At 71.9% G+C, this 25,592-nt stretch carries 25 protein-coding genes; 13 read left to right on the forward strand and 12 right to left on the reverse strand.

Features of this window, described 5'->3' with window-relative positions; all coding sequences use genetic code 11:
* The 11 genes from ABD437_RS00300 to ABD437_RS00350 all read left to right on the forward strand — a co-directional run.
* Positions 1-1,636 (forward strand): sensor histidine kinase (locus ABD437_RS00300; protein WP_344646652.1); only part of this gene is annotated, 1,636 nt, incomplete at its 5' end.
* Between the two features lie 109 nt (positions 1,637-1,745).
* The gene (locus ABD437_RS00305) at positions 1,746-3,509 is read left to right on the forward strand and encodes a hypothetical protein (RefSeq protein WP_344646653.1); all 1,764 of its coding nucleotides are present in this window, start codon (positions 1,746-1,748) and stop codon (positions 3,507-3,509) included.
* A 139-nt stretch (positions 3,510-3,648) separates the two neighbouring features.
* Complete coding sequence (locus ABD437_RS00310; RefSeq protein ID WP_344646654.1) at positions 3,649-4,977, forward strand: MSMEG_0569 family flavin-dependent oxidoreductase; 1,329 nt, start codon at positions 3,649-3,651, stop codon at positions 4,975-4,977.
* On the forward strand, positions 4,974-5,783 hold the full coding sequence (locus ABD437_RS00315) for an amidohydrolase family protein (protein ID WP_344646655.1): 810 nt from the start codon (positions 4,974-4,976) through the stop codon (positions 5,781-5,783). The genes ABD437_RS00310 and ABD437_RS00315 overlap by 4 nt, the downstream gene beginning before the upstream one ends.
* 8 nt (positions 5,784-5,791) lie before the next feature.
* Positions 5,792-6,319: an MSMEG_0572/Sll0783 family nitrogen starvation response protein gene (locus tag ABD437_RS00320; protein WP_344646656.1), complete on the forward strand. Its 528-nt coding sequence runs from the start codon at positions 5,792-5,794 to the stop codon at positions 6,317-6,319.
* Between the two features lie 2 nt (positions 6,320-6,321).
* The gene (locus tag ABD437_RS00325; RefSeq protein WP_344646657.1) at positions 6,322-7,374 is read left to right on the forward strand and encodes an MSMEG_0568 family radical SAM protein; all 1,053 of its coding nucleotides are present in this window, start codon (positions 6,322-6,324) and stop codon (positions 7,372-7,374) included.
* A 1-nt stretch (position 7,375) separates the two neighbouring features.
* Positions 7,376-8,797, forward strand: coding sequence for an MSMEG_0567/sll0787 family protein (locus ABD437_RS00330; protein WP_344646658.1), 1,422 nt, complete (start codon positions 7,376-7,378; stop codon positions 8,795-8,797).
* Positions 8,794-9,630, forward strand: coding sequence for a carbon-nitrogen hydrolase family protein (locus ABD437_RS00335; RefSeq protein ID WP_344646659.1), 837 nt, complete (start codon positions 8,794-8,796; stop codon positions 9,628-9,630). Before ABD437_RS00330 ends, ABD437_RS00335 begins: the two co-directional genes overlap by 4 nt.
* A gap of 10 nt (positions 9,631-9,640) precedes the next feature.
* Positions 9,641-10,465, forward strand: a complete 825-nt coding sequence (locus ABD437_RS00340; RefSeq protein ID WP_344646660.1) for a carbon-nitrogen hydrolase family protein — start codon at positions 9,641-9,643, stop codon at positions 10,463-10,465.
* The gene (locus ABD437_RS00345) at positions 10,462-11,553 is read left to right on the forward strand and encodes an MSMEG_0565 family glycosyltransferase (RefSeq protein ID WP_344646661.1); all 1,092 of its coding nucleotides are present in this window, start codon (positions 10,462-10,464) and stop codon (positions 11,551-11,553) included. Before ABD437_RS00340 ends, ABD437_RS00345 begins: the two co-directional genes overlap by 4 nt.
* Positions 11,546-11,731, forward strand: a complete 186-nt coding sequence (locus ABD437_RS00350) for a hypothetical protein (protein WP_344646662.1) — start codon at positions 11,546-11,548, stop codon at positions 11,729-11,731. The genes ABD437_RS00345 and ABD437_RS00350 overlap by 8 nt, the downstream gene beginning before the upstream one ends.
* On the opposite strand, the gene ppk2 is transcribed toward ABD437_RS00350, so the two are convergent.
* The 9 genes from ppk2 to ABD437_RS00395 all read right to left on the reverse strand — a co-directional run bounded on the left by ppk2 (position 11,728) and on the right by ABD437_RS00395 (position 19,732).
* Positions 11,728-12,636 carry a polyphosphate kinase 2 gene (ppk2, locus tag ABD437_RS00355; protein WP_344646663.1) on the reverse strand — a complete coding sequence of 303 codons (909 nt, stop codon included), beginning with the start codon at positions 12,634-12,636 and terminating at the stop codon, positions 11,728-11,730. The genes ABD437_RS00350 and ppk2 overlap by 4 nt on opposite strands.
* A gap of 75 nt (positions 12,637-12,711) precedes the next feature.
* Positions 12,712-13,893: an ATP-binding protein gene (locus ABD437_RS00360; protein ID WP_344646664.1), complete on the reverse strand. Its 1,182-nt coding sequence runs from the start codon at positions 13,891-13,893 to the stop codon at positions 12,712-12,714.
* Complete coding sequence (locus ABD437_RS00365; protein ID WP_344646665.1) at positions 13,886-14,911, reverse strand: SpoIIE family protein phosphatase; 1,026 nt, start codon at positions 14,909-14,911, stop codon at positions 13,886-13,888. Before ABD437_RS00365 ends, ABD437_RS00360 begins: the two co-directional genes overlap by 8 nt.
* Entirely contained in the window at positions 14,908-15,330 is a 423-nt protein-coding gene (locus ABD437_RS00370; protein ID WP_344646666.1) for an ATP-binding protein, read from the reverse strand. The genes ABD437_RS00365 and ABD437_RS00370 overlap by 4 nt, the downstream gene beginning before the upstream one ends.
* Positions 15,314-15,685 (reverse strand): STAS domain-containing protein, encoded by a 372-nt coding sequence (locus ABD437_RS00375; RefSeq protein WP_344646667.1) that lies wholly within the window; start codon positions 15,683-15,685, stop codon positions 15,314-15,316. The genes ABD437_RS00370 and ABD437_RS00375 overlap by 17 nt, the downstream gene beginning before the upstream one ends.
* Positions 15,678-16,856 (reverse strand): PAS domain S-box protein, encoded by a 1,179-nt coding sequence (locus ABD437_RS00380; RefSeq protein WP_344646668.1) that lies wholly within the window; start codon positions 16,854-16,856, stop codon positions 15,678-15,680. Before ABD437_RS00380 ends, ABD437_RS00375 begins: the two co-directional genes overlap by 8 nt.
* A gap of 50 nt (positions 16,857-16,906) precedes the next feature.
* Complete coding sequence (locus ABD437_RS00385) at positions 16,907-18,328, reverse strand: purine-cytosine permease family protein (protein ID WP_344646669.1); 1,422 nt, start codon at positions 18,326-18,328, stop codon at positions 16,907-16,909.
* Positions 18,329-18,339: 11 nt separating this feature from the next.
* Positions 18,340-19,281, reverse strand: coding sequence for an isopenicillin N synthase family dioxygenase (locus tag ABD437_RS00390; protein ID WP_344646670.1), 942 nt, complete (start codon positions 19,279-19,281; stop codon positions 18,340-18,342).
* On the reverse strand, positions 19,274-19,732 hold the full coding sequence (locus tag ABD437_RS00395; protein WP_344646671.1) for a nucleoside deaminase: 459 nt from the start codon (positions 19,730-19,732) through the stop codon (positions 19,274-19,276). Before ABD437_RS00395 ends, ABD437_RS00390 begins: the two co-directional genes overlap by 8 nt.
* Before the next feature lie 77 nt (positions 19,733-19,809).
* Here ABD437_RS00395 and ABD437_RS00400 point away from each other — a divergent pair, with 77 nt between their 5' ends.
* The gene (locus tag ABD437_RS00400) at positions 19,810-21,327 is read left to right on the forward strand and encodes a PucR family transcriptional regulator (RefSeq protein WP_344646672.1); all 1,518 of its coding nucleotides are present in this window, start codon (positions 19,810-19,812) and stop codon (positions 21,325-21,327) included.
* Here the strand turns inward: ABD437_RS00400 and ABD437_RS00405 are convergent.
* Together ABD437_RS00405 and ABD437_RS00410 are read right to left on the reverse strand one after the other, a co-directional pair.
* Positions 21,305-22,306: a TerC/Alx family metal homeostasis membrane protein gene (locus ABD437_RS00405; protein ID WP_344646673.1), complete on the reverse strand. Its 1,002-nt coding sequence runs from the start codon at positions 22,304-22,306 to the stop codon at positions 21,305-21,307. The genes ABD437_RS00400 and ABD437_RS00405 overlap by 23 nt on opposite strands.
* A gap of 82 nt (positions 22,307-22,388) precedes the next feature.
* Positions 22,389-23,354 carry a TerC family protein gene (locus tag ABD437_RS00410; RefSeq protein ID WP_344646674.1) on the reverse strand — a complete coding sequence of 322 codons (966 nt, stop codon included), beginning with the start codon at positions 23,352-23,354 and terminating at the stop codon, positions 22,389-22,391.
* A 322-nt stretch (positions 23,355-23,676) separates the two neighbouring features.
* On the opposite strand from ABD437_RS00410, the gene ABD437_RS00415 reads away from it, so the two are divergent.
* Positions 23,677-23,973, forward strand: a complete 297-nt coding sequence (locus ABD437_RS00415; protein WP_344646675.1) for an antibiotic biosynthesis monooxygenase family protein — start codon at positions 23,677-23,679, stop codon at positions 23,971-23,973.
* Positions 23,974-24,024: 51 nt separating this feature from the next.
* Here ABD437_RS00415 and ABD437_RS00420 read toward each other — a convergent pair whose 3' ends face one another.
* Positions 24,025-25,230, reverse strand: a complete 1,206-nt coding sequence (locus tag ABD437_RS00420; RefSeq protein WP_344646676.1) for a cellulase family glycosylhydrolase — start codon at positions 25,228-25,230, stop codon at positions 24,025-24,027.
* Positions 25,231-25,592 lie beyond the last annotated feature (362 nt).

Consider the following 25,592-nt stretch of genomic DNA (forward strand, 5'->3'; position numbering starts at 1 on the left):
GATCGCGGCCGCGCACAGCGGCCTGCCCCATTGGCACGTCCACCTCCCGGCCGCGATCATCACGATCCTGGAGTGCGCGACGACCGCGGCGGCCGGGGTGCTGCTGGCCACCGGGCGCGGCACGCGTCCGACCGGGCTGTGCCTGCTGGTGGCGTCGTTCTGCTGGGCGCTGACCTGGCTGGCCGCCTGGAATGCCGGGCCCGCGCCGCTGATCGCGGTGTTCGCGCAGTCGTTCTTCTTCACGACCGGCGCGATCGGGATCCTGTACTACCCCGACGGCCGTCTGCACGGGAGACCGGAGCGGTGGTGGGCCGTCGGCGCCGCGATCGCGCTGATCGGAGGCCAGGCGCTGCTCTGCCTGGCGACGCCGCCGAGCCTCTACGGCTTCGCCGACGACATCTTCTGGCCGCGGCTCTGGCACTCCGACCGGGCCGAGACCGTCGTGCTGATCGGGGTCACGGCCGCGTCGGTCGTCACCGCCGCGGGCTTCGCCGTCGTGATCTGGTGGCGGCAGCGCCGGCTGCACGGCGTCGAGCGCGCGTTGACGTTGCCGGTGCTCGCGCTCGTCGCGTTCGTCGGGTTGCTGTCGGCGTTCGTGCAGACCGGAGCCATCACCGGTCTCGACCGGCAGCTCGACACGTACCTGCTGCAGGGAACGCTGGCGCTGTCGGTGCCGCTGGCGCTGCTCGCGGTCGGGCTGCGGCGTCGCTGGGCCGAGGTCGCGGTCGCCGACCAGCTGCTGCAGCTCACGCGTCCGCCGTCCGCGGTGCGGGTGCGCGACGCGTTCCGCACGGTCCTGCGCGACCCGACGCTCGACGTCTGGTTCTGGGTGCCCCGGCAGGGCCAGCACGTCGACTACGCGGGCCGGGTGGTGCACCCGCCGCTCGTCGACGACGGGCGCTGGCGCCTGCCGGTGGTCACCGAGTACGGCGCGCCACTGGCGATCGTGGACACCGACCCGGCGCTGCGCCGGCACGAAGGGCTGGTCACCTCGGCGCTGCTCGCCGGGCGCCGTGCGCTGGAGAACGCGCAGCTGCAGACCGAGGTGCAGGCACGCATCGAGCAGGTGCGTGCCGCGCAGATGCGGCTGCTGCAGGCCGAGGCCACCGAGCGGCAGCGGATGGAACGCGACCTGCACGACGGCGCCCAGCAGCGGCTGGTGGCGCTGGCGATGCGGCTGGCCGCGGTGGAGGGCACGGTGGTCGAGCCCGAGGCCAGGCGCGCGCTGCGCGAGGCCAGGGACGCCGCGACGCAGGCGCTCGGTGAGCTGCGCGCCTTCGCCAGGGGCATCCACCCGGGCCAGCTGACCGAGGAAGGGTTATCGGCCGCGTTGGAGAGCCTGGCCGAGCGCCTGGACCTCGCGGTGGAGCTGCGTGTCGACGACGTCCGCCCGTCGCCGGGGCTCGAGCGGGCGCTGTACCTGACGCTGGCCGAGGCGCTGACGTACGCGGCCACCCGGGCGTCGCGGGTGCTGGTGCGGGTGTACGAGGCCGACGGCCGGCTCGTCGGCGAGGTCTCCGCGGACGTCGCCTGGCACGAGGACGGGCTGGACGGCATCCGCGACCGCGCCCGGGCGCTGGGCGGCGAGGTCGAGGCCGCCGGTACGACGCTGCGCGTGCGTCTCCCGCTCGACTGAGTACACACCGTTAGAGGGACGTGGCTGTCCCCCACACTTCCGTCACTTACCTGATACTGAGAGCCACCAAAAGACATTTGGGTCACCTGTAAACGATGGTGGAGGAATGGTGGCAGCCCCCGCACAGAACACCGAGCCCGACACAACGGCTCGTGTCCGGCACGCCGACCGCCTGATCGAGCAGGCGATGGAGGAGCACGACCCGCATCTGCTCGACGAGGCCGTCGTGCTGCTGCGCGGGGTGGCCGCCGAGCTCGCTCCGGACGACCCGACCCGGCTCGCTCCGCTGTGGAGCCTCAAGTCCGCGCTGCAGGTGCGGTTCGGCGTCTACGCCCACCCGGCGGATCTCGACGACGCGGTCGCGCTGCTCCGCGAGCTGCTCGCAGGCACCCCGGCGCAGCACCCGGCGATCGTCGACGCCCGGGCCGACCTGGCCGACACGCTGCTCGGCCGCTACCGCGAGGCCGGCCAGGACAACGATCTCGCCGAGGCGCTCGCCCTTTACGAGGGCGGCCTCCCCGACCTGCCGGGCGACCACCCGGCCCGCCCGGGGTTCCTCGCCGGGTACGCCGACGCCCTGCTGGCGCGGGCCGAGGCCGAACAGGACGTCCAGGCGCTGGACGAGGCGATCCGCGCCGCCGGTACCGCCGTGGACGCGATGGCCACCAGCGACCACCGGACCCCCCAGGCCCTCTGCACGCTCGGTCTCGCGCTGCGGCTGCGCTTCCGGGTGCGCGGCCGCACCGCCGACGCCGACGCGGCCGTGACGACGTTGCGTCAGTGCGCCGAGATCGCGGACGACGCCGACCCGAACCGGCCGGGGTACTTCGCCAACCTCGGGCTGGCGCTGGCCGACCGGCACGCGTTCGGCGGCGACGAGGAGGACCTCGGCCAGGCCATCGACGCGCTGCGCCGCGCGGTCGCCGGCCTGCCGCCGGAGAGCCCGGAGCAGCACGAGGCGGCGTGGTGCCTGGCCGCCGTGCTCAAGGAGCGGTGGGACTCCGACGGCGACCCCAGCGATCTGGACGAGGCGATCGTCAACGCGCGCTCATCGATCGTGAGCGGGCCGAGCGGCCACCCCGGGCTGGCCGTGCGGCGCTGGCAGCTCGGCGACGCGCTGTTCGAGCGGTTCGAGCTGCACGAGCGGCGCGAGGACCTGGACGAGGCAGTCACGACGCTGCGTCAGGCGTCGGTGTCGGCGCAGCGCACCGGCACGCCGGAGCCGGCCGCGGTGAACATGCGGCTGGGCACCGTGCTGGCCGAGCGCTACGAGCGGTACGGCGCCGAAGCCGACATCTCCGAGGCGCTCGAGCTGGGTCAGGCCGCGGTGGCCGCGACCGCGGACGACCACCCCGAGCTGCCGTCGCGGGTGGCGTCGCTGGGGTACCTGCTGCAGACGAGCAGCCACCGGCCGGGGCGGGACGCCGACCTCGACGAGGCCGTGGAACTGCTCCGCGAGGCCCTGCGTGCCCCGCTGCGCTCCCCCACGATCGCCGGAGGCCCGGACGCGACCGGGCACCCGGCCGCCGCGGATCCGGACGCCGCGGACCCCACCGGTGCGGACGCCGCACCGACGAGCCCCGGCCCGGCGGGTGCCGAGGCCGGCCCAGGATCGGGGCCGGCCGGTGGCCGGAGCGAGGCCGACGGGGGCGAGGACGGGCCCGACGAGCAGGAGGGGCGGAACGCGGTCACGTTCCGGCTCGGGCTCGCGCTCAGCGAGCGGTTCGGCCGTCGAGGCGCGCTGGCCGACCTCGACTCGGCGATCAACGCGTACCGCACACTGCGGGACTCGACCGAGCCCGAGCACCCGCTGCACGCGCTGGCCGCGACCACGCTCGCTCAGCTCGAGAGCGCGCGCGCCGAGGAGCTCTGACCGGTCGACGCCGGATCGGGCCCGTCCGTCGCCGGATGGGCCCGATTCGCGTCATGGGCTTACACGTCCGTTACGCGCGAAACGGGCAGTTGTTCCGGATGAGACAGCGGGGAAATAGGCCGCGACTGTACTCGTAGCCATGCGCTTGGTACCGGACACGCTGGACGGTCGTGAGCTACCGGTCGCCGTGGTCGGCGGCGGTCAGGCCGGACTGTCGATCAGCTGGCATCTTACCCAACGCGGCGTCGAGCACGTCGTGCTCGAGCGGCACTCCGTCGGTCACGAGTGGCGCACCCGCCGCTGGGACTCGTTCTGCCTGGTCACCCCGAACTGGCAGTGCGACCTGCCCGGCCACCCCTACGCGGGCGGCGACCCGGACGGGTTCATGGTCCGCGACGAGATCCTCGACTACCTCTCCACCTACGCCGCGTCGTTCCCGGTGCCGTTGTACGAGGGCGTCTCCGCGACCCGGCTGCGCGGCCGCCCCGACGGGCGTTACGACCTGACGACCTCGGCGGGAAGCCTGATCGCCGAGCAGGTCGTCGTCGCGACCGGCCCGTACCAGGTGCCGGTGACCCCGCGGCTGGCCGAGCGGCTGCCGCGCGAGGTCACCCAGCTGCACTCGTCGGCGTACCGTAACCCGGCGCAGCTCCCGCCGGGCGAGGTGCTCGTCGTCGGCAGCGGGCAGTCCGGTGCGCAGATCGCCGAGGACCTCCACCTGGCCGGCCGCCGGGTTCACCTCGCGGTCGGCAGCGCGCCCCGCGTCGCCCGGTTCTACCGCGGTCGCGACGTCGTGGCCTGGCTCGAGGACATGGGGTACTACCGCCGGACGATCGCCGACTTCGCCGACGCCGACGCGGTGCGCTTCCGGGTCAACCACTACGTCACCGGCCGGGACGGCGGGCGCGACATCGACCTGCGGGCGTTCGCCCGCGACGGCATGCGCCTGCACGGCCGGCTCCGCGCCGTCGACGACGTCCTGCACTTCGACGACGACCTGGGCGCGAACCTGGACGGCGCCGACCGGGTCTCCGAGTCGATCAAGGACTCGATCGACGAGTACCTGGACCGCACCGGCATCGAGGCACCGGCCGAAGCCCGCTACACGCCGGTCTGGACGCCCGCCGACGCCGACTACCCGCTGGACGCCGTGGCCGTGGACACGCTCGCGGCGGTGATCTGGAGCACCGGGTTCGGGCCCGATCACCGCTGGATCGAGGCGCCGGTGTTCAACGGGCGGGGCTACCCCGTGCACGACCGGGGCGTCACCCCGTCCCCCGGTCTGTACTTCGTCGGGCTGCCCTGGCAGTGGACGTGGGGCTCGGGCCGGTTCGGCGGCGTCGGCGCGGACGCGGCGCACGTCGTCGAGCGGATCGTGCGTAAGCCGCAGACCAGCGGTGTGCACTGGCTGGCCGGGACACCGACCGAGACGTACAACACCGACTGGTCACCGGCGAGGTCGGCGTGATCCGCGACGCGCACCGCCACCTCGGTGTCCTGCCCGCGTACCCGTTCTACGGCGGGCCGCCGGTCCACCCCGACGTCACCGCCAGGGCGACGCTGGAGGAGCTGGTCGCCGATCTCGACGCCGAGGGCACCGAGCGCGCGCTGGTCATCCCGAACTACGGCGTCCCCGACCCCGCCGTCGCGTTCGGCTTCAACGAGCTCTGCGTCGAGGCCGCGCAGAAGGACGACCGGATCCGCGCCGGGCTCTGGGTGTCGGCGAAACCGTCCGACGCGGCCCGCACCGCCGAGGCCCTGTCGCTGGCCGGCGAGACCGGGGTCAGGGCGCTCAAGCTGAGTTTCCTGCTCGGCGGCACCGTCCACGACTCCCGCCCCGGCCTGGACACGATCTTCGCAGCGGCCCGCGAGCACGACCTCACCGTCCACGTCCACACCTCCCCGGGCGCGGCGTCCGACGTCGACGAGATCACGCACCTGGTCGAGTGGTACGGCGACACCACCCGCATCCACCTCGTGCACTTCGGCGGCGGGATGAGCGGCCACATCAAGTTGATCTCCGGCCGGTTCTTCGACTGGGTCGCGTCCGGCAAGCAGGTCTACACCGACCTGTCATGGGCGATCGGGTTCGCCCCGCGCTGGCTCGCGGCCGAGATCGAGCGCCGCGGCGTCGGCCACGACCGGGTCCTGTTCGCCAGCGACGAGCCCTGGGGCGACTTCGCCGGCGAGTACGCCCGCCTGAAAGCCGTCACCGGCGACGGCGAACTCGGCACGCACGTCTTCACCAGCACCTTCGACACCCTCTACGGATAGGACGAACGATGACCACCGAGACGACGAGCACCCTCACCGAAGCCGAGCAGAAGTCGCTCACCGAGATCCCGCACCCGTCGCTGCCCGAGGGCAGCAGCATCTACGGCGGGACGAAGGTGTTCCCGGACTACCAGGCCGAGCCCGGCCAGTCGTACTTCACGCTCGTGCACGGCATCGCCCACGAGTCGTCGGTGAGCTTCGTGGCGATCCTGCAGGCCACCAGGGCCCAGCGGAAGGGCTTCGAGTCGGCGATCTACTTCTACGGCCCCGGTTCGCTCAACTGCCTGGCCACCCGCGGTTTCCCGACGACCGGCAACTCGGCGTTCCCCGGCGAGCACAACATCAACGACTCGCTGAAGACGTTCATCGCCGAGGGCGGCAAGGTGTACTGCTGCCGCTTCGGGCTGTCGCTGCACGGGGCCCGCGAGGAGGACCTGATCGAGGGCGTCATCCCGACGCACCCGCTCGACGTCCAGGACGCGCTGATCCACTACGCACGCAAGGGCGCGATCGTCAACTCCACCTACATGTTCTGACCATGACGCTCAGCACCAGAGTTGACGTCGCCATCCGGGGCGTGCGGTTGGACGCCCCGGTACGGCGGCCCGACGGCGCGGGTCCGAGCAACGACGGGCACGTCACGTTGGACGGTGCCAACGCGGCGATCCCGCTGGTGCTGGACTCGCCCTACACGGCGGCGAACGGGCGGCTGCTCTACCTGGGGGAGGACACCGGCCTCGCGCTCGAGCCGGTGCGCCGCCCGCGCTTCTACGACCTGGCGACCGCCGACGGCGTCTCCTACGAGAAGATCGCCCGGCTGCACGGCAAGGACGTGCTGGCCACCACGGTCGTCCAGACGTGCATCCGGTACGTCGAGGACCAGCGGTGCCGGTTCTGCACGATCGAGGAGTCGCTCCGCTCGGGCGCGACGGTCGCGGCGAAGACACCGGCGCAGCTGGCCGAGGTGGCCGAGGCCGCGGTGCGGCTGGACGGCGTCACGCAGATGGTGATGACGACCGGCACGACCACCGGCCCCGACCGGGGCGCGCGTAACCTCGTGCGCTGCGTCCGTGCCGTGCTCGACGCGGTGCCGGGCCTGCCGATCCAGGTCCAGATCGAGCCGCCGGGCGACCTGGCCGTGATCAGCGACCTGAGGGACGCCGGAGCCACCGCGATCGGCATCCACGTGGAGTCGCTCGACGACGACGTCCGGCGGGCGTGGATGCCCGGGAAGGGCAGCGTGCCGCTCGCCGAGTACGAGGCCGCCTGGGACGAGGCGGTGCGCGTGTTCGGGCCGAACCGGGTCTCCACCTACCTGCTGGTGGGGCTGGGCGAGGATCCCGACGAGCTGGTCGCGGGGGCCGCGCGGCTGATCGGGCGGGGCGTCTACCCGTTCGTGGTGCCGTTCCGCCCGATGGCCGGGACGCTCGCCCGCCGGGACGGCGCGACCGCTCCGCCGCCGTCGCTGGTGCGGGACGTCACCGCGCGGGTCGGCGCGCTGCTGCGTGCGGCCGGGATGTCCGGCGCCGACCAGGGCGCCGGGTGCGCGGCCTGCGGTGCCTGCAGTGCCCTTCCCGCCGCCGGAGGCTGACATGAGACTGCTCGACGTCCCCACGCTCACCGGTGGACGCCGTCCGACGTTCACGATCGAGCGGGCGGACGACCTCGACGGGTACCACCGGCTGCGTCGGGTGGTGTTCGTCGAGGAACAGGGACTGTTCGCGGGCTCCGACCTCGACGACCGGGACGCCGATCCGCGCACCGTGGTGCTGCTCGCCCGGGACCGCTCGGGCGCGGTCGTCGGCGGCGTCCGGCTCGGCCCGGCGACCGACGGCCCCGACCTGGGTTGGTGGACCGGCGGCCGGCTGGCCGTCGCCCCCGACCGGCGCGCCGGCGCCGGGGTGGGGCCGGCGCTGGTGCGGGCCGCGTGCGCGTTCGCGGAGAACGCCGGCGTGCTGCGGTTCGACGCCACCGTGCAGCCCCACGCGGTGGGGATGTTCCGGCGGCTCGGGTGGGAGACGGTCGGCCCGGTGACGGTGGCCGGGCGTCCGCACACGGTGCTGCGGTGGCCGATCGGGCGGATCGCCGCGCTGGTGTCGGCCACCAAACGTGACCTGGGCGCGTTGCTGACCGGTCTCGCGCCGGGCGGCGCCGGCTGGGTCGGCGACGACGGTGCTCCGGTGCCCGGGTCGGGCCTGATCGCCGCCTGCGACGCGATCCTGCCCTCCATGGTGGAGCGCGACCCGGAGTGGGCCGGGTGGTGCGGCGTGCTCGTCAACGTCAACGACCTGTCCGCGATGGGCGCGCACCCGGTGGGCCTGCTCGACGCGCTCGGCGCCCGCGACCCGTCGCACGCCGCCCGCGTGCTGGCCGGGCTCAAGGCCGCCGCCGCGGCCTACGGCGTCCCGGTCCTCGGCGGCCACACCCAGCTGGGCGTCCCCGCCTCGCTGGCGGTCACCGCCCTCGGCGCGCTCGCCCCCGGCCCGGGCGGCGCCGGCGGGGTGGTGCCGCCGGTTCCCGGTGGAGGTGGGCAACCCGGGCACGAGGTGCGGCTCACCGTGGATCTCGGGGGCGGATGGCGGCCCGGGTACACCGGCCGGCAGTGGGACTCGACCTCGACGCGGACGGCCGCCGAGCTCCGCACGATGGGCGCGTTCGTCGGCGCGTACCGGCCGGCGGCCGCGAAGGACGTGTCGATGGCCGGGATCGCCGGCACGCTGGGCATGCTCGCCGAGGCCGGCGGTTGCCGCGCGGTGCTCGACGTCGCGGCCGTGCCCCGTCCCGGCGGCGTGACGACCGGCGACTGGCTCACCTGCTTCCCGGGGTTCGGCATGCTCACCGCCGCCCCGCCGGGCACCGAGCCACCCTCGGCCGGACCCGCCACCACGGCGGTCTGCGGCGCACTGGAGACCGGGACCGGCGTCGCCCTCCGCTGGCCCGACGGCGAACTCACCGAGGTGATCGCCGCGGGCGTGACCAACCTCGGCGCCGCACACACTCAGGAGAATCGATGACCACCCTCACGCTGGCCGCCGTCGCGGCCCCCTTCGACCGGGACCTGGAGGCGGATTTCGGCCGGATCGAGCAGCTCGTCGAGAAAGCACGCGCGGACGGCGTCGGGTTGCTGGCGTTGCCGGAGGCCGCGCTCGGCGGGTACCTGGCGGACCTGGACGGCGAGGCCGAGGGACCACCGGCGCTGACGCTCGACGGTCCGGAGATCGGCCGGCTGGCCGCGATCGCCCAGGAGATGGTGGTCGTGGCCGGCTACTGCGAGGTCACCCCCGACGGGACCAGGTACAACAGCGCGGTGTGCGTCACCGGCGACGGCGTGCTCGGCAACCACCGCAAGGTGCACCAGCCGCTCGCCGAGGACGCCTCGTACGGCGCGGGCGACCAGTTCGTCGCGTTCGACACGCCGGTCGGGCGCCTGGGCACGATGATCTGTTACGACAAGGCGTTCCCGGAGTCGGCCCGCGCGCTGGCCCTGGACGGCGCGGAGATCATCGTCTGCGTCTCGGCCTGGCCGGGTAGCCGCACGAACCCGTCGAACGACCTCACGCGCGACCGCTGGAAGCGCCGGTTCGACCTGTTCGACCAGGCCCGCGCGCTGGAGAACCAGGTGGTCTGGCTGTCGGCGAACCAGACCGGCACGTTCGGTTCGCTGCGCTTCGTCGGCAGCGCGAAGATCGTCGACCCGGGTGGTGACGTGTTGTCCGACACCGGCGTGGCCGGGGGCGTCGCGGTCGCGTCGCTGGACGTCGGGCAGACGCTGGAGACCGCGCGCCGCGCGATGGGGAATCTCCGGGACCGCAGGCCGGAGGCCTACCCCCCGGTGGTGACCGGTTAGCCTCGCACGCATGGGCCTGATCCGGATCGCCGCGGTCTCGGCCCACTTCGGGCGGGACCTCGACCACGACCTCGACCGGATCGCCGGGCTGATCGAGTCGGCGCGCGCCCAGGGTGTGCACCTGCTGGTGCTGCCCGACGCCGCGCTCGGCGGGTACCTCGCGGACCTGCGTGAACCCGACCCGGAGTCGCTGCCGCCGGCGATCGAGCTCGACGGGCCCCGGCTGAACCGGGTCGCCGCGCTGGCCGCGGAGATGGTGGTCTGCCTCGGCGTCCGCGAGGCCGACGGCGACCGGCGGTACAACACCGCGGTGTGCCTGTCCGGCGACGGTGTCCTCGGCACGCACCGCAAGGTGCACCAGCCGGCCGGCGAGTCGGTCGCGTACACCGCCGGCGACCGGTTCGCCGCGTTCGACACCCCGGTGGGCCGGATCGGCATGCTCGTCGACTACGACAAGACGTTCCCGGAGTCCGCACGCACGCTCGCCCTCGACGGGGCCGAGATCCTGGCCTGCCTCTCGGCCTGGCCGACGTCGATCACGAACCGGGCGCCGCGGATGGCCGACGACCGCCAGTCGAGGCTGTTCGACCTCTACGACTGCGCGCGGGCGGCGGAGAACCAGGTGGTGCTCGCGTCGTCGAACCAGACCGGCGCGCTGGGCGGGATGCGGTTCCTCGGTCAGGCCAAAGTGGTCGGTCCGGGCGGCGACATCCTGGCGCGGACCTGGTCGAAGGCGGGGATGGCGGTGGCCGAACTCGACGTCGCCGCGGAGATCGCGCGGGCGCGCCGGGTACTCGCGCACCTGTCCGAGCGGCGTCCGGGGGCCTACGCGTGAGGGTCGCGCTGCTGACGTACTCGACGAAGCCGCGCGGTGGGGTGGTGCACACGCTCGCGCTGGCCGAGGCGCTCGCCGGGCTCGGCGTCGACGTGACCGTGTGGACGCTCGGGCGGGGCGGCGACGGCGGGTTCTTCCGTGCCGTCGACCCACGGGTGGCGGTGCGCGTCGTTCCGTTCGAGGCGTCCGACTCCGAATCGGTCGGCGACCGGATCCTGCGGTCGATCTCGGCCCTGGGCGAGGCCTTCGACCCCGCCGACTACGACGTGGTCCACGCCCAGGACTGCATCAGCGCGAACGCGGTCCGGGGGACGCCGTACGTCCGCACCGTGCACCACCTGGACACCTTCACGACGCCGGAGCTCGCGGCCTGCCACGAACGCGCGATCGTCGAACCGGCCGCGCACGTCTGCGTGTCCGCGGCCGTCGCCGCCGAGGTGCGGGCCGGGTGGGGGTTCTCGCCCACGGTGATCCCCAATGGCGTCGACGCCGCGCGGTTCGCGTCCGCCGACGCCGGTGACCCGGCCGGGCTCGGGCGTTACGTGCTCGCGGTGGGCGGCATCGAGCCGCGCAAGGGGTCGATCGCGCTGCTCGAGGCGTACGCGCGGCTCGCCCGGCCGGACGTGACGCTGGTGATCGCGGGCGGCGAGACGCTCTTCGACTACCGGGACTACCGCGCGCGTTGGGAGGCACGGGCCCGCGAGCTGGGCGTCGAACCGGTCGTACTCGGCCCGGTCGACCACGACGCCCTGCCCTCGCTGATGGCGTCGGCCGCGGTGTTCGCGTTCCCCTCCACCAAGGAAGGGTTCGGCCTGGCGGCGATGGAGGCGTTGGCGGCCGGGGTGCCGGTGGTCACCAGCGACCTGCCGGTGCTGCGCGAGGTCTTCGGCACCGCGGTCCGCTACGCGGCCGACGTGCCGGCGCTCGCCGTCGCGCTGACGGACGCGCTGGACCACGGCGCCGATCCGGACGCCGGCCGCGCTCTCGCCGCCCGGTACACCTGGAACGCGGCCGCCCGGGCACATCTCGACTTCTACCGACGTTTCCGGGGTGTTCGGCGGGGACCAGCATCATCGATGCGTGACTGAACAGTTACCCCGGCGGGGCGGCGTGCATCCCGCCGCCCCCGGCCTCGTGCTGCTGGTGTCGTGCGTCGTCGTCGACGTGCTCGACCACGGGGCCCCGCGACTGCTCGCGGCGCTCGCCGGGCTGACGCTGTCGGCCTACCTGTGCTGGCGCGCGTTCAGCCCGGCCCGCTTCTTTTAATCCGGGAGTACGTGGGCGGCGCTGCCCACGATCGCCGGGTCGGGCTTCCGGGCGATGTCCTCGTCCTTGTCCGCGTACTCGAACCGGGAGAGCACGTAACGCATCGCCTCGACCCGGGCCCGCTTCTTGTCGTTGCTGCGCACCACCGTCCAGGGCGCCTCGGCGAGGTCGGTGTTGAGGAACATCGTCTCCTTCGCCTTCGTGTACGCGTCCCACTTGTCGAGCGAGGCGATGTCGGTCGGCGAGAGCTTCCACTGGCGCACCGGGTCGATCTCGCGGATCGCGAACCGGGTGCGCTGCTCGGACTGGGTCACCGAGAACCACAGCTTGATCAGGTGCATGCCGTTCTCGACCAGCATCTCCTCGAACTTCGGTACGTCCTTGAAGAACTGCTCGTACTGCTCGTCGGTGCAGAAGCCCATCACGCGCTCGACGCCGGCGCGGTTGTACCAGGAGCGGTCGAACATCGTGATCTCCCCGGCGGCGGGCAGGTGCGCGACGTAGCGCTGGAAGTACCACTGGGACTGCTCACGATCGGTGGGCTTCTCCAGCGCGATGACGGACGCCCCGCGCGGGTTGAGGTGCTCCATGAAGCGCTTGATCGTGCCGCCCTTGCCGGCGGCGTCGCGTCCTTCGAACAGGATGACCAGGCGGTCGCCGGTCTCCTTGATGTGGTTCTGCAGCTTGAGCAGCTCGATCTGCAGCAGCCGCTTGACGCGGTTGTACTCGTCGCGCGTCATCCGCTCGGAGTACGGGTAGCCCTCGCGCCACGTGTCGACGGGCGTTCCGTCGGCGTGGAGCAGCACCGGGTCGTCCTCGGGGTTGTCCTGCACCTTGTAACCGTTGGCGTGGGCCAACACGAAACGACCGGTCTCGTCGTAGAGTTCAGCGCCGTCGTCGATCATCGCGGTCCTTCCGTCGTCCTACGCACCGGGTAACCGTTTCCCAGCTGCATGAACGTCCGGTGAACACGGTCGGTATCAGGCGAAGTGCGCGCCGAGAGCGGCGTCGACGGCCGCGCGGAGCTGGGCCCGGCGCACCGGGCTGTGCAGCACCGCGGCGATGCCGGTCGCGCCGGGCTCGGCGGAGCGGCGAGCGGTGAGCGGAGCCACGACGACCCGCGGGACACCCGGCGTGACGTGCGTGTCCGCGTCGACCACCGCGAACGCCGGTTCGGTCGGTCCCGGCTCGGTCCGCACGTCCGCGCCCCAGCTCACCAGGTGTGCGCGCAGCGCCCGGGTGGTGATCGGCTCGGCGTGGGCGAGCAGGACGGTCCGGCCGCCGAGCGGACGGTCGTCCGGGTCGCTGAGACTCCCCGGCTCGACGTCCATGCTCACGTTGCTGGTGAACGTGGAGCCGACGCCGAGCTCGGACGTCACCGTCAGTTCGCCGTTCATCCGCTGGCTGAGCTCACGCGCGATCGAGAGCCCGAGCCCGGTGCCGCCGAACCGGCGGGTCGTGGAGACGTCGGCCTGGCCGAACGGCACGAAGATGCGCTCCAGCGCCTCGGGCGCGATGCCGATGCCGGTGTCGTGCACACCGAACGCGAGGCAGGCGTGCGTCGGGCCGGTCCGCCGGGTCTCCAGCTCCACCCAGACGTGCCCCTCGGCCGTGAACTTCACCGCGTTGACCAGCAGGTTGACCAGGATCTGGCGCAACCGGGTCGGGTCGCCGCGCACGGTGCGCGGCGCGTCCGGGGTGAACACCGCGGCCAGGTCGAGCTCCTTCGACGCGGCCTGGGGCGCCACGATCGCCAGCGCGTCCTCCACGCAGGCGACCAGGTCGAACGGGATGCACTCGAACGTGAAGTGTCCGGCCTCGAGCTTCGAGAAGTCCAGCAGGTCGTCCATCAGGCAGCGGAGGTGGTCGCCGGCGGCGCGGATCGGCGTCAGGTAGTCGACCTGCTCCGGGGTCAGCTCGGTCTCCCCGAGCAGCTCCGCGAAGCCGATCACCGAGTTCAGCGGGTTGCGGATCTCGTGCCCCATGTCGGCGAGGAACGCCGCCTTGGCCCGCGTCGCCTCCTCCGCGGCCACCCGGGCCCGCTCGATCTCCTCGGTCTGCGCCGACAGCTCCGCGTAGAGCGCCATCAGGCCGCGGCTGGTCTCGTCCAGCTCGGCCCGGAGGAGCTCGACCTCCTGACGCAGCGCCGCCTCGTCAGTCATGACCGCGGTCCCGGCGGTGGACGACGACGACCGTGGCGTCGTCGGTGCCCCGCGCGTAGTCGCGGTGGAGAACCGCGGCGGCGACGGCCGGGTCGTGGTCGAACAGGCCCGGGTACCGGTCGAACTCCAGCCGGCTGCGCAGTCCGTCGCTCCAGAGCACCAGCGTCGCGTCCCGGGGCCAGGGGTACTGCTGGACCCGTGCGGACGGCGGCCGGGCGCCCAGTCCGAGGCTGCCGCTGAACGTGACGACGCCCTTCTCGGTGCCCGCCACCAGCACCCGCCCGTTGACGTTGCCGATCGCCAGCGCCGACATCGTGTCGAGGGCGGGGTCGAGCACGCACACGGTCGCGACCGCGCCCCGGGTGCCGCGCGCGACCTCGTTGGCGCGGCCGGCGAACGACGTCAGCCCGGCGGGGTCCTCGGCGAACACGTCGAGCACCACGTCCGCGGCGGCCGACGCGGCCGGGCCGTGGCCCACCCCGTCCACCACCGCGATCGCCTCGCGTCCGCCGTCGGCCCCGCGCACCGACCACCCGTCGCCGCTGACCTCGGAGAGCCCGACGCAGACGCCGCCGCAGGTCCGCGGTTCCACCGGCGAACCGCCGAGGTCGACGACGCTCAGCACGACAGTGCCCTGGCCGACCCGGGTCCACAGGTCGAACAGGCCGGACGCCCGAGCCGCCGACCGCAGGCCGCAGCCCAGTCCCTTGGGGGCCGGTGACCGGCCCGCGAGCGCGGCCTCGGGGTCCCGGATACCCGGGCCGCGGTCGACCGCGAGGATCTCCACCTGGCCCGGCGGGACCGGGCGCAGCAGGATCCAGCCGCCCGGCTCGCCGTGACGCAGCAGGTTCGTCCCCAGTTCGGTGGCGACCAGCTCGGCCCGGGTGACCGCCAGTTCGTTCCCGCCGAGTTCGCTCACCAGCCGGTTCGCGCTCCGCCTGGCCTCCCCCACCGCCGTGTCGTCGGTGACGACGATCTGCCGGTGGGGCGCGTCGCGGCTCGTGGTCCGGTGGCTCACCGACCCCATTGGGTGATCACCACCGTCGTCCCCCGGCCCGGGCCGGTGTCGATCGAGAACTCGTCGACCAGACGCTTGCTGCCCGGCAGCCCCAGACCGAGCCCGCCGCCGGTGGTGAAGTTGTCGGTCATCGCCGCGTCGAGGTCGGGGATGCCGGGGCCGGCGTCGCTGAACGTCGCGCGCACGCCGCGGCGCCCGGCCTTGTCCAGCCCTTCGATCAGCACCTCGCCCTGGCCGTGCACCGCGTACCGGACGATGTTGCGCGCCAGTTCGCTGCCCGCGGTGACGAACTTCGTCGCCGCGGTCAGCCCGAGGCCGGCCGCCTGCGACTCCGCACGCAGCGTCGTGCGGACGCGCAGCAGGTCGGACTCGGCGAGGATCGTCATCGAGTGCGTGGTGCCCTCAGCTGAGACGGTCATCGCGCAGCCCCGTCAGACGCGCCATGCCTTGTTCGGCGTTGAGCGCGGTGTGGACGTGTTTCATCGAGACGCCGAGTTCGACCAGCGTGATCGCGACCGCCGGTTGCATGCCGACGAGCGTCGTCTCGGCGCCGAGCAGGCGGGTCATCCCGACGAGCCGGGCGATGACCCTGGCCACGAACGAGTCGACGAGCGTGAGGCCGCTGATGTCGATGAGCATGCCCCGGGCCTGTGTGCGGGCCACTTCCCGGGTGACGACACGTTCGATCTGCTCGACCGTGGCGTCCTCCAGGTCACCCTGCAGGGTGACCAGGAGGTTCCGGCCGATCCGCATGATCGGGACCTCGTCAGGCATCGACGGGGCGCAGGTCGTCGGCGAGCGGCGCGCCGACCAGCCGGAGCGCCAGCTGCAGTGCGTCTTTGAGGTTGCTGCGGCAGCGCAGGCTGCCCAGCTCGATGCCCAGGTGGACGATCGCCTGCGCGGTCTCGGGCCGGACGCCGGAGAGCACGCTGACGCTGCCCATCAGCCGGGCGGCCTCGACGGTCTTCATCAGGTGCTGTGCGACCTCGGTGTCGACGGCCGGGACGCCGCTGACGTCGAGGATGACGACTTCGGCCTGGTCGCGGGCGATGCGTTCGAGCAGGTTCTCGGTCAGCCGGGCGGCGCGGGCGCTGTCGAGCGTCCCGATCACCGGCAGCACCAGGACGTCGTCCCAGACCTGGATGACCGGCGTGGAGAGCTCCAGTATCTCGTCGCGCTGGCGCGAGACCAGCTGCTCGGCTTCGCGCCGGTCGCTCTGGTCCCGCGCGACCTTGACGAACCCGATGATGTCGCCCTCGGAGCCGCGGATCGGGCTGAGGACGTCGTTGGCCCAGAAACGACTGCCGTCACGTCGGAGCCGCCAGCCTTCGGCCTCGAAGCGTCCGTTGGTGACCGCGGCCGCCCGCTCCCGCTCCGGGACTCCCCGCTTGGCTTCGTCCTCGGAGTAGAACATCGAGACCGGCTTGCCGAGCACCTCCTGCGCGCTGTACTGACGCAGCCGTTCGGCGCCGGGGTTCCAGGACTGCACCAGGCCGTCGGCGTCAAGGCGGATCACCTCGTAGTCGGTGATGCTGTTGAGCATGTCCTCGACGCTGCGCAGCGCCAGTTCCTGGTCGCGGCGCTCGGTGAGGTCGCGGACGAGGAGGAGGTAGCCGCCGGTGACCGGCAGCGGGGTGATCGTGATCGTGGCCCAGAACCGCTCGCCGTTCTTGCGCATCCGCCAGCCGTCGGTGGCGCGCTGACCTTCGGCGTCGACGGCGGCCAGGTCGGCACGGAGCGTCTCCGCGTCCGGATACAGCAGCTCGGCCGACCGGCCGACGACCTCGGCCGGTCCGTACCCGGTGATGTCGCTGCTCGCTCCGTGCCACCCCTGGATGACACCGTCGGAATCGAGGCGGATCAGCCCGAAGTCGGTGATGGCGTCGACCATCTCCCGGTACTCGGTGTTGTCCCCGCCGTTCGTCGCGCGCACCGCGTCATCCATGCCAGCCTCCCGCAAAGCTCGCCCCTGGATGACACCATATGTACCAAAAGTTAGATCTGTGAATAACCACTTCCCGTCTGTCGTCCAACCGGCCGACGGAGCGCGAAGTACACGAGCGCCGCGAGGAGCAGACCGACGATCGGAGTCACGTCACCGATGCCCGGGCTCGACCGGACGACCAGGCCGGTGTACTGCGCCTGGTTGGAGAACAACCCGATCGAGACGACGAGCCCGGCGACCATCGCGATCGGCCCGGCCCAGTTGGTGTACTTCCGGTCGTAGAGGATCTCGCCGTAGTCCTGCCCGCGGCGCAACCACAGGTCGACGAGCGTGACGCCGAGCCAGGGGGCGATCCAGTACCCGATCACCAGCAGGAAGTTCTCGTACTTGTGCCCGGCGTCCTCGAGCCCGAAGTACGCCACGACGAACCCGACGACGCCGAACGTCAGCGCGACGAGCGCCCGGCGCAGGTGCGCGGGGAGCTTCACGCCCATCGTCAGGAACGACATCGACCCCGAGTAGATGTTGAGCACGTTCGCCGAGACCCCGCCGATCGCGATCGCCAGCAGCGTGAGGTTGGCCAGCAGCGACGGCATCTCGTCGACGAACGCGAGCGTGGGGTTGTCCGACGCGGGCGGGCCGATCGTCACCGACGCCGCGCCGACGATCTGCAGCACCGTGCAGGCCACGAAGACGCCGAGCCCGGCGAAGACGCCCACCTGGCGCCGGTTGGTGTCCGGCGGCAGGTAGCGCGTGTAGTCCGCGGCGTACGGGTTCCATCCCGACGCGTACCCGAACACGGCCGCGAGCGTCAGCAGGAACCCACCGACGGTGCCGACGCCGGGGATGCCCTCGCCGGCCGGCGCGCCCGGGTGGGACTTGCTCAGCACCACGACGGTGCCGACCAGGAAGATCACCGCCAGCACCGGGAACGCCCACTTCTCGAACGAGTGGACGAAGTTGTGCCCCAGGAACGCGATCACGACCTGGGCGAGCACCACGACCACCAGGCAGAGCCAGGTCGGGAGGTCGGTCAGCGCGTTGAGCGCGAACGACGCGCTGACGCTGTTGACCGCGAACCAGCCGATGCCCGCGGTGACCGAGAGGAACCCGGCCGGGAGCAGGTTGCCCCAGAAGCCGAACGCCCCGCGCGAGAGCACCATCTCCGGGACGCCGTGCACCGGGCCGCGGGCCGAGAGCACGCCGTGCGCGATCGACGAGAGCGCGTTGCCCAGCACGATCGCGGCCACGGCCTGCCAGAACGTCAGCCCGAACACGAGCGTGGCCAGCACGCCCAGGTAGATCGTGGCGAATTCCAGGTTCGGCGACGCCCAGGTCCAGAACAGGTTGAGCGGTGTGCCGTGCCGGTCGGCGAGCGGGATCTTCTCGATGCCGCCGGGCTCGACCGCGACGACCTTGGTGCCGTACTCCCCCTCCCGGAGGGGTTCGACGCCTTCTTCGACCACTGCCATGGGGGTTCTCCTCAGCCGATCGTGATGGCGTCTAAGCGTTCGCGGATGAAGTCCCCGCAAACGACCGGAGGGTGCGCCGCGCGCCCGATGGGGGGCTCCAGCGTCTCCACCACGGCGTCGTGGTTGGCCTCGTAGAAGTAGACGAGCGACACCAGGTCCTCGTCCGGTGCGTCGGCCTGCGGCGGCAGGACACGGTGGCGGGCGGAGAGCCAGCGGTCACCGGTCCAGCGCGCGAGCAGGTCACCGACGTTGATCGTGAACGCGTCCGGGTCGTAGGGGGCGTCGACCCACTCGCCGTCGGCGGTGTAGACCTGCAGCCCACCGCTGCCGTACTCGCGGTCGAGCAGCGTCAGCGTGCCGAAGTCGGTGTGCGGGCCGATCCGGTACTGCCCCTCCTCGGGTTCGCCGACGACGCCCATCGGGGGGTACCAGTTGATGTTCAGCGTCCAGGTGGGGTGGTCGGTGGTGGGGGCGAAGAAGGTGTCGGGCAGGCCGAGCGCGGCCGCGCAGATCTCGAGCAGCCGGTCGGCGAGCGTCCGCATCGCGGCCTGGTACTCGGTGAGCGTCTCGGCCAGGGCCGGGCTCTCGTCCGGCCAGACGTTGGGCTGGAACCAGGCCTCGTCGGCGGCCGGATCGCCGACCGGGGTGTCGGCGCCGATCGCGAACGTCTCCTTCAGGTCCGGCGGGGTCTCGGTGCCTTCGGCGTACCCGTTGGCCTCGACGCCGGTCGGCAGCCAGCCGCGGCCCCCGACGGTGGCGGCGTAGCGCCGCTTGACCTCAGCCGGGAGCGCGAAGAACTCCCGGGCCGCGGCGCGGGTGGCCGCACGCAGCTCCGGCGCGACGCCGTGGCCGGTGACCAGCATGAACCCGGAGCGCTGGAGGGCCTGATCCACCTGCGCGGCGACGGTTTCCCGGTCCCCGGTCAGGTCGATGGTGGGTACGGGCTCAGTCAAGTTCGGCTCCGATGTCCTCGGCCCACAGCTCGGGCCGGTTCTTGATGAAGTCGGTCATCAGCCCGATGCACTCGGGGTCCTCGAGAAGCGTGATCGTGACGCCGTTCTCGGCGAGCCAGTCGTGGCCGCCGGAGAACGTCACCGCCTCCCCGATCACCACGTGCCCGATCCCGAACTGACGGACCAGGCCGGAGCAGTACCAGCACGGCGAGAGCGTGGTGACCATGATCGTGTCGAAGTAGGTGGGGCGCCGTCCGGCGTTCCGGAACGCGGCCGTCTCCGCGTGCAGCGACGGGTCGCCGTCCTGCACCCGGCGGTTGTGGCCCCGGCCGAGCAGCGTGCCGTCGGTGGTGAACAGCGCCGCCCCGATCGGGACGCCACCCTCGGCCAACCCGGCCCGGGCCTCCTCGACCGCCGCGGTGAGAAGCGTGGAAGGATCCAGCGTCGTCATGCCCACACTCTGCGCTTGACCAGGTGCGGTATACAACTGACGCCGCGTCCACACCCGGCGGGTGCTTGACTGACAGAATGTCCTTGACGCTGGCCGAGTTGCTGCAGTTCGACGCGGTGCGCGATGCCCGCCCCGAGGTGCTGGCCGGCCACCGCGCGCTCGACCGGCCGGTGCGCTGGGTGCACTCGAGCGAGATCTACGAGATCGGCCCGCTGCTCTCCGGTGGCGAACTCCTGCTCACCACCGGCCTCGGGCTGGCCGGCAGCGACGCGGGCGCCCGCCGTCACTACGTCCGCGACCTGGCCGAACGGGGCGTGAGCGGGCTCGCCGTCGAGCTCGGCCGCAGTTTCCCCGACGTGCCGGCCGAACTCATCGACGAGGCGGCGCGGCACGGCCTGCCGCTGATCGTGCTGCGTGCCGTGGTGCCGTTCATCCGGATGTGCGAGGCCGCGAACACCGCGATCGTCGACGAGGCGGCCCGGCGGCTGCGCCTCGGCGACCGGGTCACCCGGGCGCTGAACGAGGCCCTGATCTCCGGGGCGGGCATCGCCGGGCTGCTGCGCACCGCGGTCGACGTCACCGGGGCCCCGGTGGTGCTGACGACGGCGAGCGGCGCCCTGGTCGCCTCCTACGGCGTCGCGGACGACCACGCGGCCTGGGCCACCGTCGACGCCGGGGCGGCCGACGCGGAAGTGATCGTCCACGGGCGCGTCTGGGGACGGCTGGTCGCCGGGATCGGGTCGTCGCTACCGGCCGAGGACCTCGCCGCGACGGTCGAGCGGACCGCGACCGCGCTGGCGGTGGAGATCCTGCGCACCGGCGACCCGCCGACCGAGCGGGAGCGGCACGCCGCCGCGCTCCTGGCCGACCTGGTCGCCGCCGGTGGGCTGGCGCCGGCCGAGGCCGCGGTCCGCACCGGGCTCGCGGGGTTCCGCCCACCGCCGGGACGCACGCTCGTCGGCGTCGCGGTGGACGCACCGGAGACCCGGCCCGCGGTCACGCTGATCGACCAGGCCGCCCGGCTGCTGGGCACCTCCGCGCTGCGGGCCCGCGTCCGGGAGTCGGTGCTGGCGCTGATCGTGGCCGACTCGGTGAGCGCGGTGGAGAAAGCGTTCCTGGACGCGGGCCACCGGTCCGGGGCCCCGCAGATCACGGTGGTGATCGGCTATCCGGTTCCCGCCGCGAGCACGCCCGACTGGGCCGCCTCGCTCGACCACGCGCGGGCCGCGCTGGCCCTGGCGCTGACCGGCGCCCGGCGCGGGGGCACCCGTCCGACCGTGGTGCCGGCGCGCACGCTCGCCCTCGAGCTGGAGCTGCGCCGGGGCGGTGGGCTGGACGCCTTCGTCGAGCGCACCATCGGCCCGCTGGTGACGTGGGACGCCCAGCACCACACCGAGCTGGTGCGCACCCTGGAGCTCTACCTCCGGCACGGCGCCAGCGTCACCCGCACCGCCGCCGTGCTCCACCTCCGCCGCCAGTCGCTCTACCAGCGGCTGGAGCGCATCGAGTCGCTACTGGGGCACGCCCCGGCCGACCCGGCGCTCTACCCGGCGCTCCTGGCCGCCTGCGTGGTCACGACGCCGTCGTCGAGCTGAGCTCCTTCTGCGGGGCCGTGCGGCGGGACTTCCACAGGCTGGCGAGCGTCGTCACGGCCAACGTGCCGATGATGACGACGAGCGAGAGCCAGATCGGCACCTCCGGCACCCACTCGATCTCGTGGCCGCCGTTGATGAACGGCAGCGAGTTCTCGTGCAGCGCCTCGAGGATCAGCTTCACGCCGATGAACGCGAGGATGAACGAGAGGCCGATCGAGAGGTAGACGAGCCGGTCGAGCAGGCCGCCGAGCAGGAAGTACAGCTGACGCAGGCCCATCAGCGCGAACACGTTCGCGGTGAAGATCAGGAACGGCTCGCGGGTGAGGCCGAAGATGGCCGGGATCGAGTCGAACGCGAACAGCAGGTCGGTGGTGCCGATCGCGATCAGCACCACGACCATCGGCGTCCAGATCCGCTTGCCGTTCTCGTGGGTGCGCAGCTTGCCGTCGCCGAAGTCCTTGGAGATCGGCAGCACCCGGCGCGACCACCGGATCAGCACGTTCTCCTTGAACTCCTCTTCCTCCTCGTGGTGGAAGGCCAGGTTCCACGCGGTGTAGAGCAGGAACGCGCCGAACAGGAAGAACACCCAGATGAAACGCTCGATCGCGGCCGCGCCGGCGGCGATGAAGATGCCGCGGAGCACGAGCGCGAGCACGATGCCGATCAGCAGGACCTTCTGCTGGAACACCCGGGGCACCTTGAACCGGCTCATGATCACCAGGAACACGAACAGGTTGTCGACCGACAGGCTGTACTCGGTCAGCCAGCCGGCGTAGAACTCGCCGGCGTAGCGTCCGCCGGCCAGCCAGAGGATGCCGAGCCCGAAGATCAGCGCCAGGGCCACGTAGCCGATGACGCCCATCGTGCTCTCGCGCGTGGAGGGCTCGTGCGGCCGCCGGCCGATCACCCAGACGTCGAACGCGAGCAGGACGACGAGCGCGCCCAGCACGCTCCACTCCACCCAGACAGGTATGTCCACCGGTCAGGCCTTCCTCGAGTGCGACCCGCGCCGAGTTACATGGTGCGACAACGGCATCGCCGTCCGTCGCCGAACGCCTGATTTACCCACGGTCCGCCGTCACTTCGTTGTCGTTCGCTTTTCGGGTGGCCCGGAGGCTGGTGAACGTGGTGATGGCCAGCGTGACGATCACGACCGCGAGCGAGAGCGCGGTGGGGATGTCGGGCACCGACGGCCACACGGTGTGCGCGTAGTGGAGGATCAGCTTGACGCCGATGAAGGCCAGCACGAACGCCAGGCCGTAGTGCAGGTGCACCAGCCGGTCGAGCAGGCCGATCAGCAGGAAGTACAGGGCACGCAGGCCCAGCAGCGCGAACGCGTTCGCGGTGAAGACGATGTACGCGCTCTCGGTGACGCCGAAGACCGCGGGGATCGAGTCGAGCGCGAAGACCAGGTCGACCGAGAGGATCGTGACCACGACGACCAGCAGCGGCGTCGCCAGGCGCTTGCCGTCGCGCTTGACCGTGAGCGCGCTGTCGTCGGGGTAGTCCTCGGTGACCGGGATGAGGCGCCGGAGCATCTTCACGGCGCGGCTGTTGCCGACGTCGGGCTGCTCGCCGTGCGAGCGCACCAGCTTGATCGCGGTGTAGATCAGGAAAGCACCGAAGACGACGAACGTCACCGCGAAGCGCTGGATCGCCGCGGCGCCCACCGCGATGAAGATCGCCCGCATGACCAGCGCACCGAGGATGCCGATCAGCAGGACTTTCTGCTGGTGCTTGTCGGGGACGCCGAACGTTCCCAGGATCACCGCGAAGACGAAGAGGTTGTCGACCGACAGGCTCTTCTCGATCAGCCACCCGGCGAAGAACTCCGTGCCGGGCTCGGCACCGCCGAAGATCATCACGCCGATGCCGAACAGCACCGCCAGCGCGATGTAGATGACCGACCAGGTGGTGGCTTCTCGGAAACCCACGTGGTGCGGACGTCTGGCGTGCCAGATGTCGATGGCGACGATGACGGCCAGGCCGGCCACGGTCGCGGCCCACACCCACAAAGAAACGGACATAACGCCCCCGGATCACGCGCAGCATTGATTACGTGTCCGAGGTCTCGCCACCCGCTTCGCTAGAGCGGGCCGGTGCCCGGGGTCCGTGCTCTCGCACTCGCCGTATTGACCGGGTGAACCGCGGGGCTACTCCCCTCGTCGGTTCCCCATAGTAAGGGTCGTTCCCGCCTCCGGCCAAGCGAGGGCCGGTGAGTGTTGTGACACCTCACCTGAGTGACGGGCTATTCATCTATGCGTGTTGCACCGCGCCGATTGCTTCCAGCGTACGTGCACGCAGCGTGATGCTTCTGTCGTCATTCCGACGCTGTGAGAGGCTCACTCCATGGTTCTGGAAGTAGCTCTCATCGACGTCACCCCCGGCCGCGAGGCCGAGTTCGCGGAGGCTTACCGGGAGGCCGTTCCCGAACTGCGCGGCACGGAGGGGTGCCGGTCGGTCCGGATGACCCAGGGAGTCGAGACCCCGAGCCGGTTCGTGCTCCTGGTGGAGTGGGACTCGGTCGAGGCCCACGAACAGAATTTCCGCGCGACCGACCGGTACGGGCGCTGGCGCGGACTGATCGGCCCGTTCTTCGCCGGACCGCCGCGGGTGGAGCACTTCGTCGACGTGCCCGCTTCGTAGAGCCACGACGGCCGGCCGCTGGGGGTCAGCGGCCGGCCGAGGTCTCCGGAGTTACAGCTTCTGCAGTGAGCCGAACGCCTGGCGGAGGCTCGACAGGGCCGCGAGCTGCGGCTTCGCCGTGCCGTCGGCCTCCATGATGCGGAAGCCGTACTGGTGCCCGAGGCTGTCGGAGGGCGTCTTGTACCCGCAGTAGGTCACCGCGAGCTTCACCTGCGGCCACTGCTGCCAGGCGAGGTAGTAGGACCGCGAGATGTAGGACGCGGCGGTCTGCTCGTCCGGTACCCCGTTGAGCCAGACCTGGCCGGCCGGCACGGCGTCGTTGGAGTGCACGCTGAAACCGAACTCGGTCCACCAGATCGGCTTGGCCGAGTCGCCGTTCTGCGCCATCACGTTGATGATCGCCGGCATGTTGGTCATCCGGGCCTTGCCGGTGATGTCGGTCGACTCCGGCGCCTTCATCTGGTTGCCCTGGTAGGGGTGGACACCCATGATGTCGAAGTTGCCCTTGGCGCCGTTGGCGTAGCAGTCCTTGATGAAGACGTCGTCGGTCTGGCTGGGGCCGGCGAAGATCACCGGCATCGAGGAGCGGCCGGCCTTGATCGCCGCGTAGGACGCCTTGAGGATCGGCACGTACTTCACCGCGCGCTGGTACGCGTCGGAGATGCCGCAGAACTCGGCCAGGTTGGGCTCGTTCCAGACCTCGATCGCCAGGATCTTCGACCCGTAGGTGGAGGTGAAGAACGTCAGCCACGGCTTGATCGAGTTCGGGTCGGTCGGGTACTGCTTGACCTCGCTGCCGGTGTTGGGGCGCGACCACGCCGGCGACTGGTGGATCGTCACGAAGACCTGCATGCCGCGCGAGCGGGCCTGGTCGAGGACGGTGTTGACGCGCTGGTGGTACCACTGGCTGGCGGTCGGCGCCACGTTCGTGGGCTGCGCCGACGACCAGCCGACGTCGAGCCGGATGACCTGCACGTTGTTCGCGGCGAGCGTGTCCAGGTGCTTGTAGAACATCGCGTTCGGCGTCGTGCCGTTCCAGTACATGTCCCACGTGCCGTGGAACTGGACGCCGACGACCGGCGGGGCCGGGTTCTGGGTGGTCGCGGCGTCGCCCGAGACCTCCTCCGCCTGGCCGGCGAAGCTTTCCCCGCTCTGTGACCGCGGGTCCGGACCGAGGTCCAGGTCGCTGAGGAGTGCGGCTCCCGCGATGGCGGGGACGGCGATCGCAGCGGCACCGAGCAGTTTACGACGATCCATCGTCTTTACCTCCGGGAGAACAATCCGTGTTCTGACGGCTGTCTCATCGGAGGCGCACGGTTACGCGCTAAGTGTCGCGAGGGAGCCGGACAGGAGCACGACGGCACACCGCTCCGAGAGCACCCCAGCGACACTCGCTTCCGAGCGCCGTCAGGCCCGAGCGCCGTCAGGCGCGAGCTGCCTACCGAGCGCCGCCAGGCGGAGCTACCTGACGAGCACCGCCAGGCGGGGCTACCTAACGAGCGCCGCCAGGCGGAGCTACCTAACGAGCGCCGCCAGGCGCGAGTGCCTGAACCTGGAGCCCGCCCAGGGCGACGCTGCCAGTCGAGCGCGAATCCGCCGCGTATAGCTGATACTCAAGG

The organism is Cryptosporangium japonicum, assembly GCF_039524755.1.
GTDB lineage: Bacteria > Actinomycetota > Actinomycetes > Mycobacteriales > Cryptosporangiaceae > Cryptosporangium > Cryptosporangium japonicum.

What these genes read in the sequence shown, in the direction of transcription:
- ABD437_RS00310 (WP_344646654.1), top strand. Translation starts at nt 3,649, where the DNA reads ATGCGCTTGGTACCGGACACGCTGGACGGTCGTGAGCTACCGGTCGCC.
- ABD437_RS00320 (WP_344646656.1), top strand. Translation starts at nt 5,792, where the DNA reads ATGACCACCGAGACGACGAGCACCCTCACCGAAGCCGAGCAGAAGTCG.
- ABD437_RS00325 (WP_344646657.1), top strand. Translation starts at nt 6,322, where the DNA reads ATGACGCTCAGCACCAGAGTTGACGTCGCCATCCGGGGCGTGCGGTTG.
- ABD437_RS00330 (WP_344646658.1), top strand. Translation starts at nt 7,376, where the DNA reads ATGAGACTGCTCGACGTCCCCACGCTCACCGGTGGACGCCGTCCGACG.
- ABD437_RS00335 (WP_344646659.1), top strand. Translation starts at nt 8,794, where the DNA reads ATGACCACCCTCACGCTGGCCGCCGTCGCGGCCCCCTTCGACCGGGAC.
- ABD437_RS00340 (WP_344646660.1), top strand. Translation starts at nt 9,641, where the DNA reads ATGGGCCTGATCCGGATCGCCGCGGTCTCGGCCCACTTCGGGCGGGAC.
- ppk2 (WP_344646663.1), bottom strand. Translation starts at nt 12,636, where the DNA reads ATGATCGACGACGGCGCTGAACTCTACGACGAGACCGGTCGTTTCGTG.
- ABD437_RS00360 (WP_344646664.1), bottom strand. Translation starts at nt 13,893, where the DNA reads ATGACTGACGAGGCGGCGCTGCGTCAGGAGGTCGAGCTCCTCCGGGCC.
- ABD437_RS00370 (WP_344646666.1), bottom strand. Translation starts at nt 15,330, where the DNA reads ATGACCGTCTCAGCTGAGGGCACCACGCACTCGATGACGATCCTCGCC.
- ABD437_RS00375 (WP_344646667.1), bottom strand. Translation starts at nt 15,685, where the DNA reads ATGCCTGACGAGGTCCCGATCATGCGGATCGGCCGGAACCTCCTGGTC.
- ABD437_RS00380 (WP_344646668.1), bottom strand. Translation starts at nt 16,856, where the DNA reads ATGGATGACGCGGTGCGCGCGACGAACGGCGGGGACAACACCGAGTAC.
- ABD437_RS00385 (WP_344646669.1), bottom strand. Translation starts at nt 18,328, where the DNA reads ATGGCAGTGGTCGAAGAAGGCGTCGAACCCCTCCGGGAGGGGGAGTAC.
- ABD437_RS00395 (WP_344646671.1), bottom strand. Translation starts at nt 19,732, where the DNA reads ATGACGACGCTGGATCCTTCCACGCTTCTCACCGCGGCGGTCGAGGAG.
- ABD437_RS00400 (WP_344646672.1), top strand. Translation starts at nt 19,810, where the DNA reads ATGTCCTTGACGCTGGCCGAGTTGCTGCAGTTCGACGCGGTGCGCGAT.
- ABD437_RS00410 (WP_344646674.1), bottom strand. Translation starts at nt 23,354, where the DNA reads ATGTCCGTTTCTTTGTGGGTGTGGGCCGCGACCGTGGCCGGCCTGGCC.
- ABD437_RS00415 (WP_344646675.1), top strand. Translation starts at nt 23,677, where the DNA reads ATGGTTCTGGAAGTAGCTCTCATCGACGTCACCCCCGGCCGCGAGGCC.
- ABD437_RS00420 (WP_344646676.1), bottom strand. Translation starts at nt 25,230, where the DNA reads ATGGATCGTCGTAAACTGCTCGGTGCCGCTGCGATCGCCGTCCCCGCC.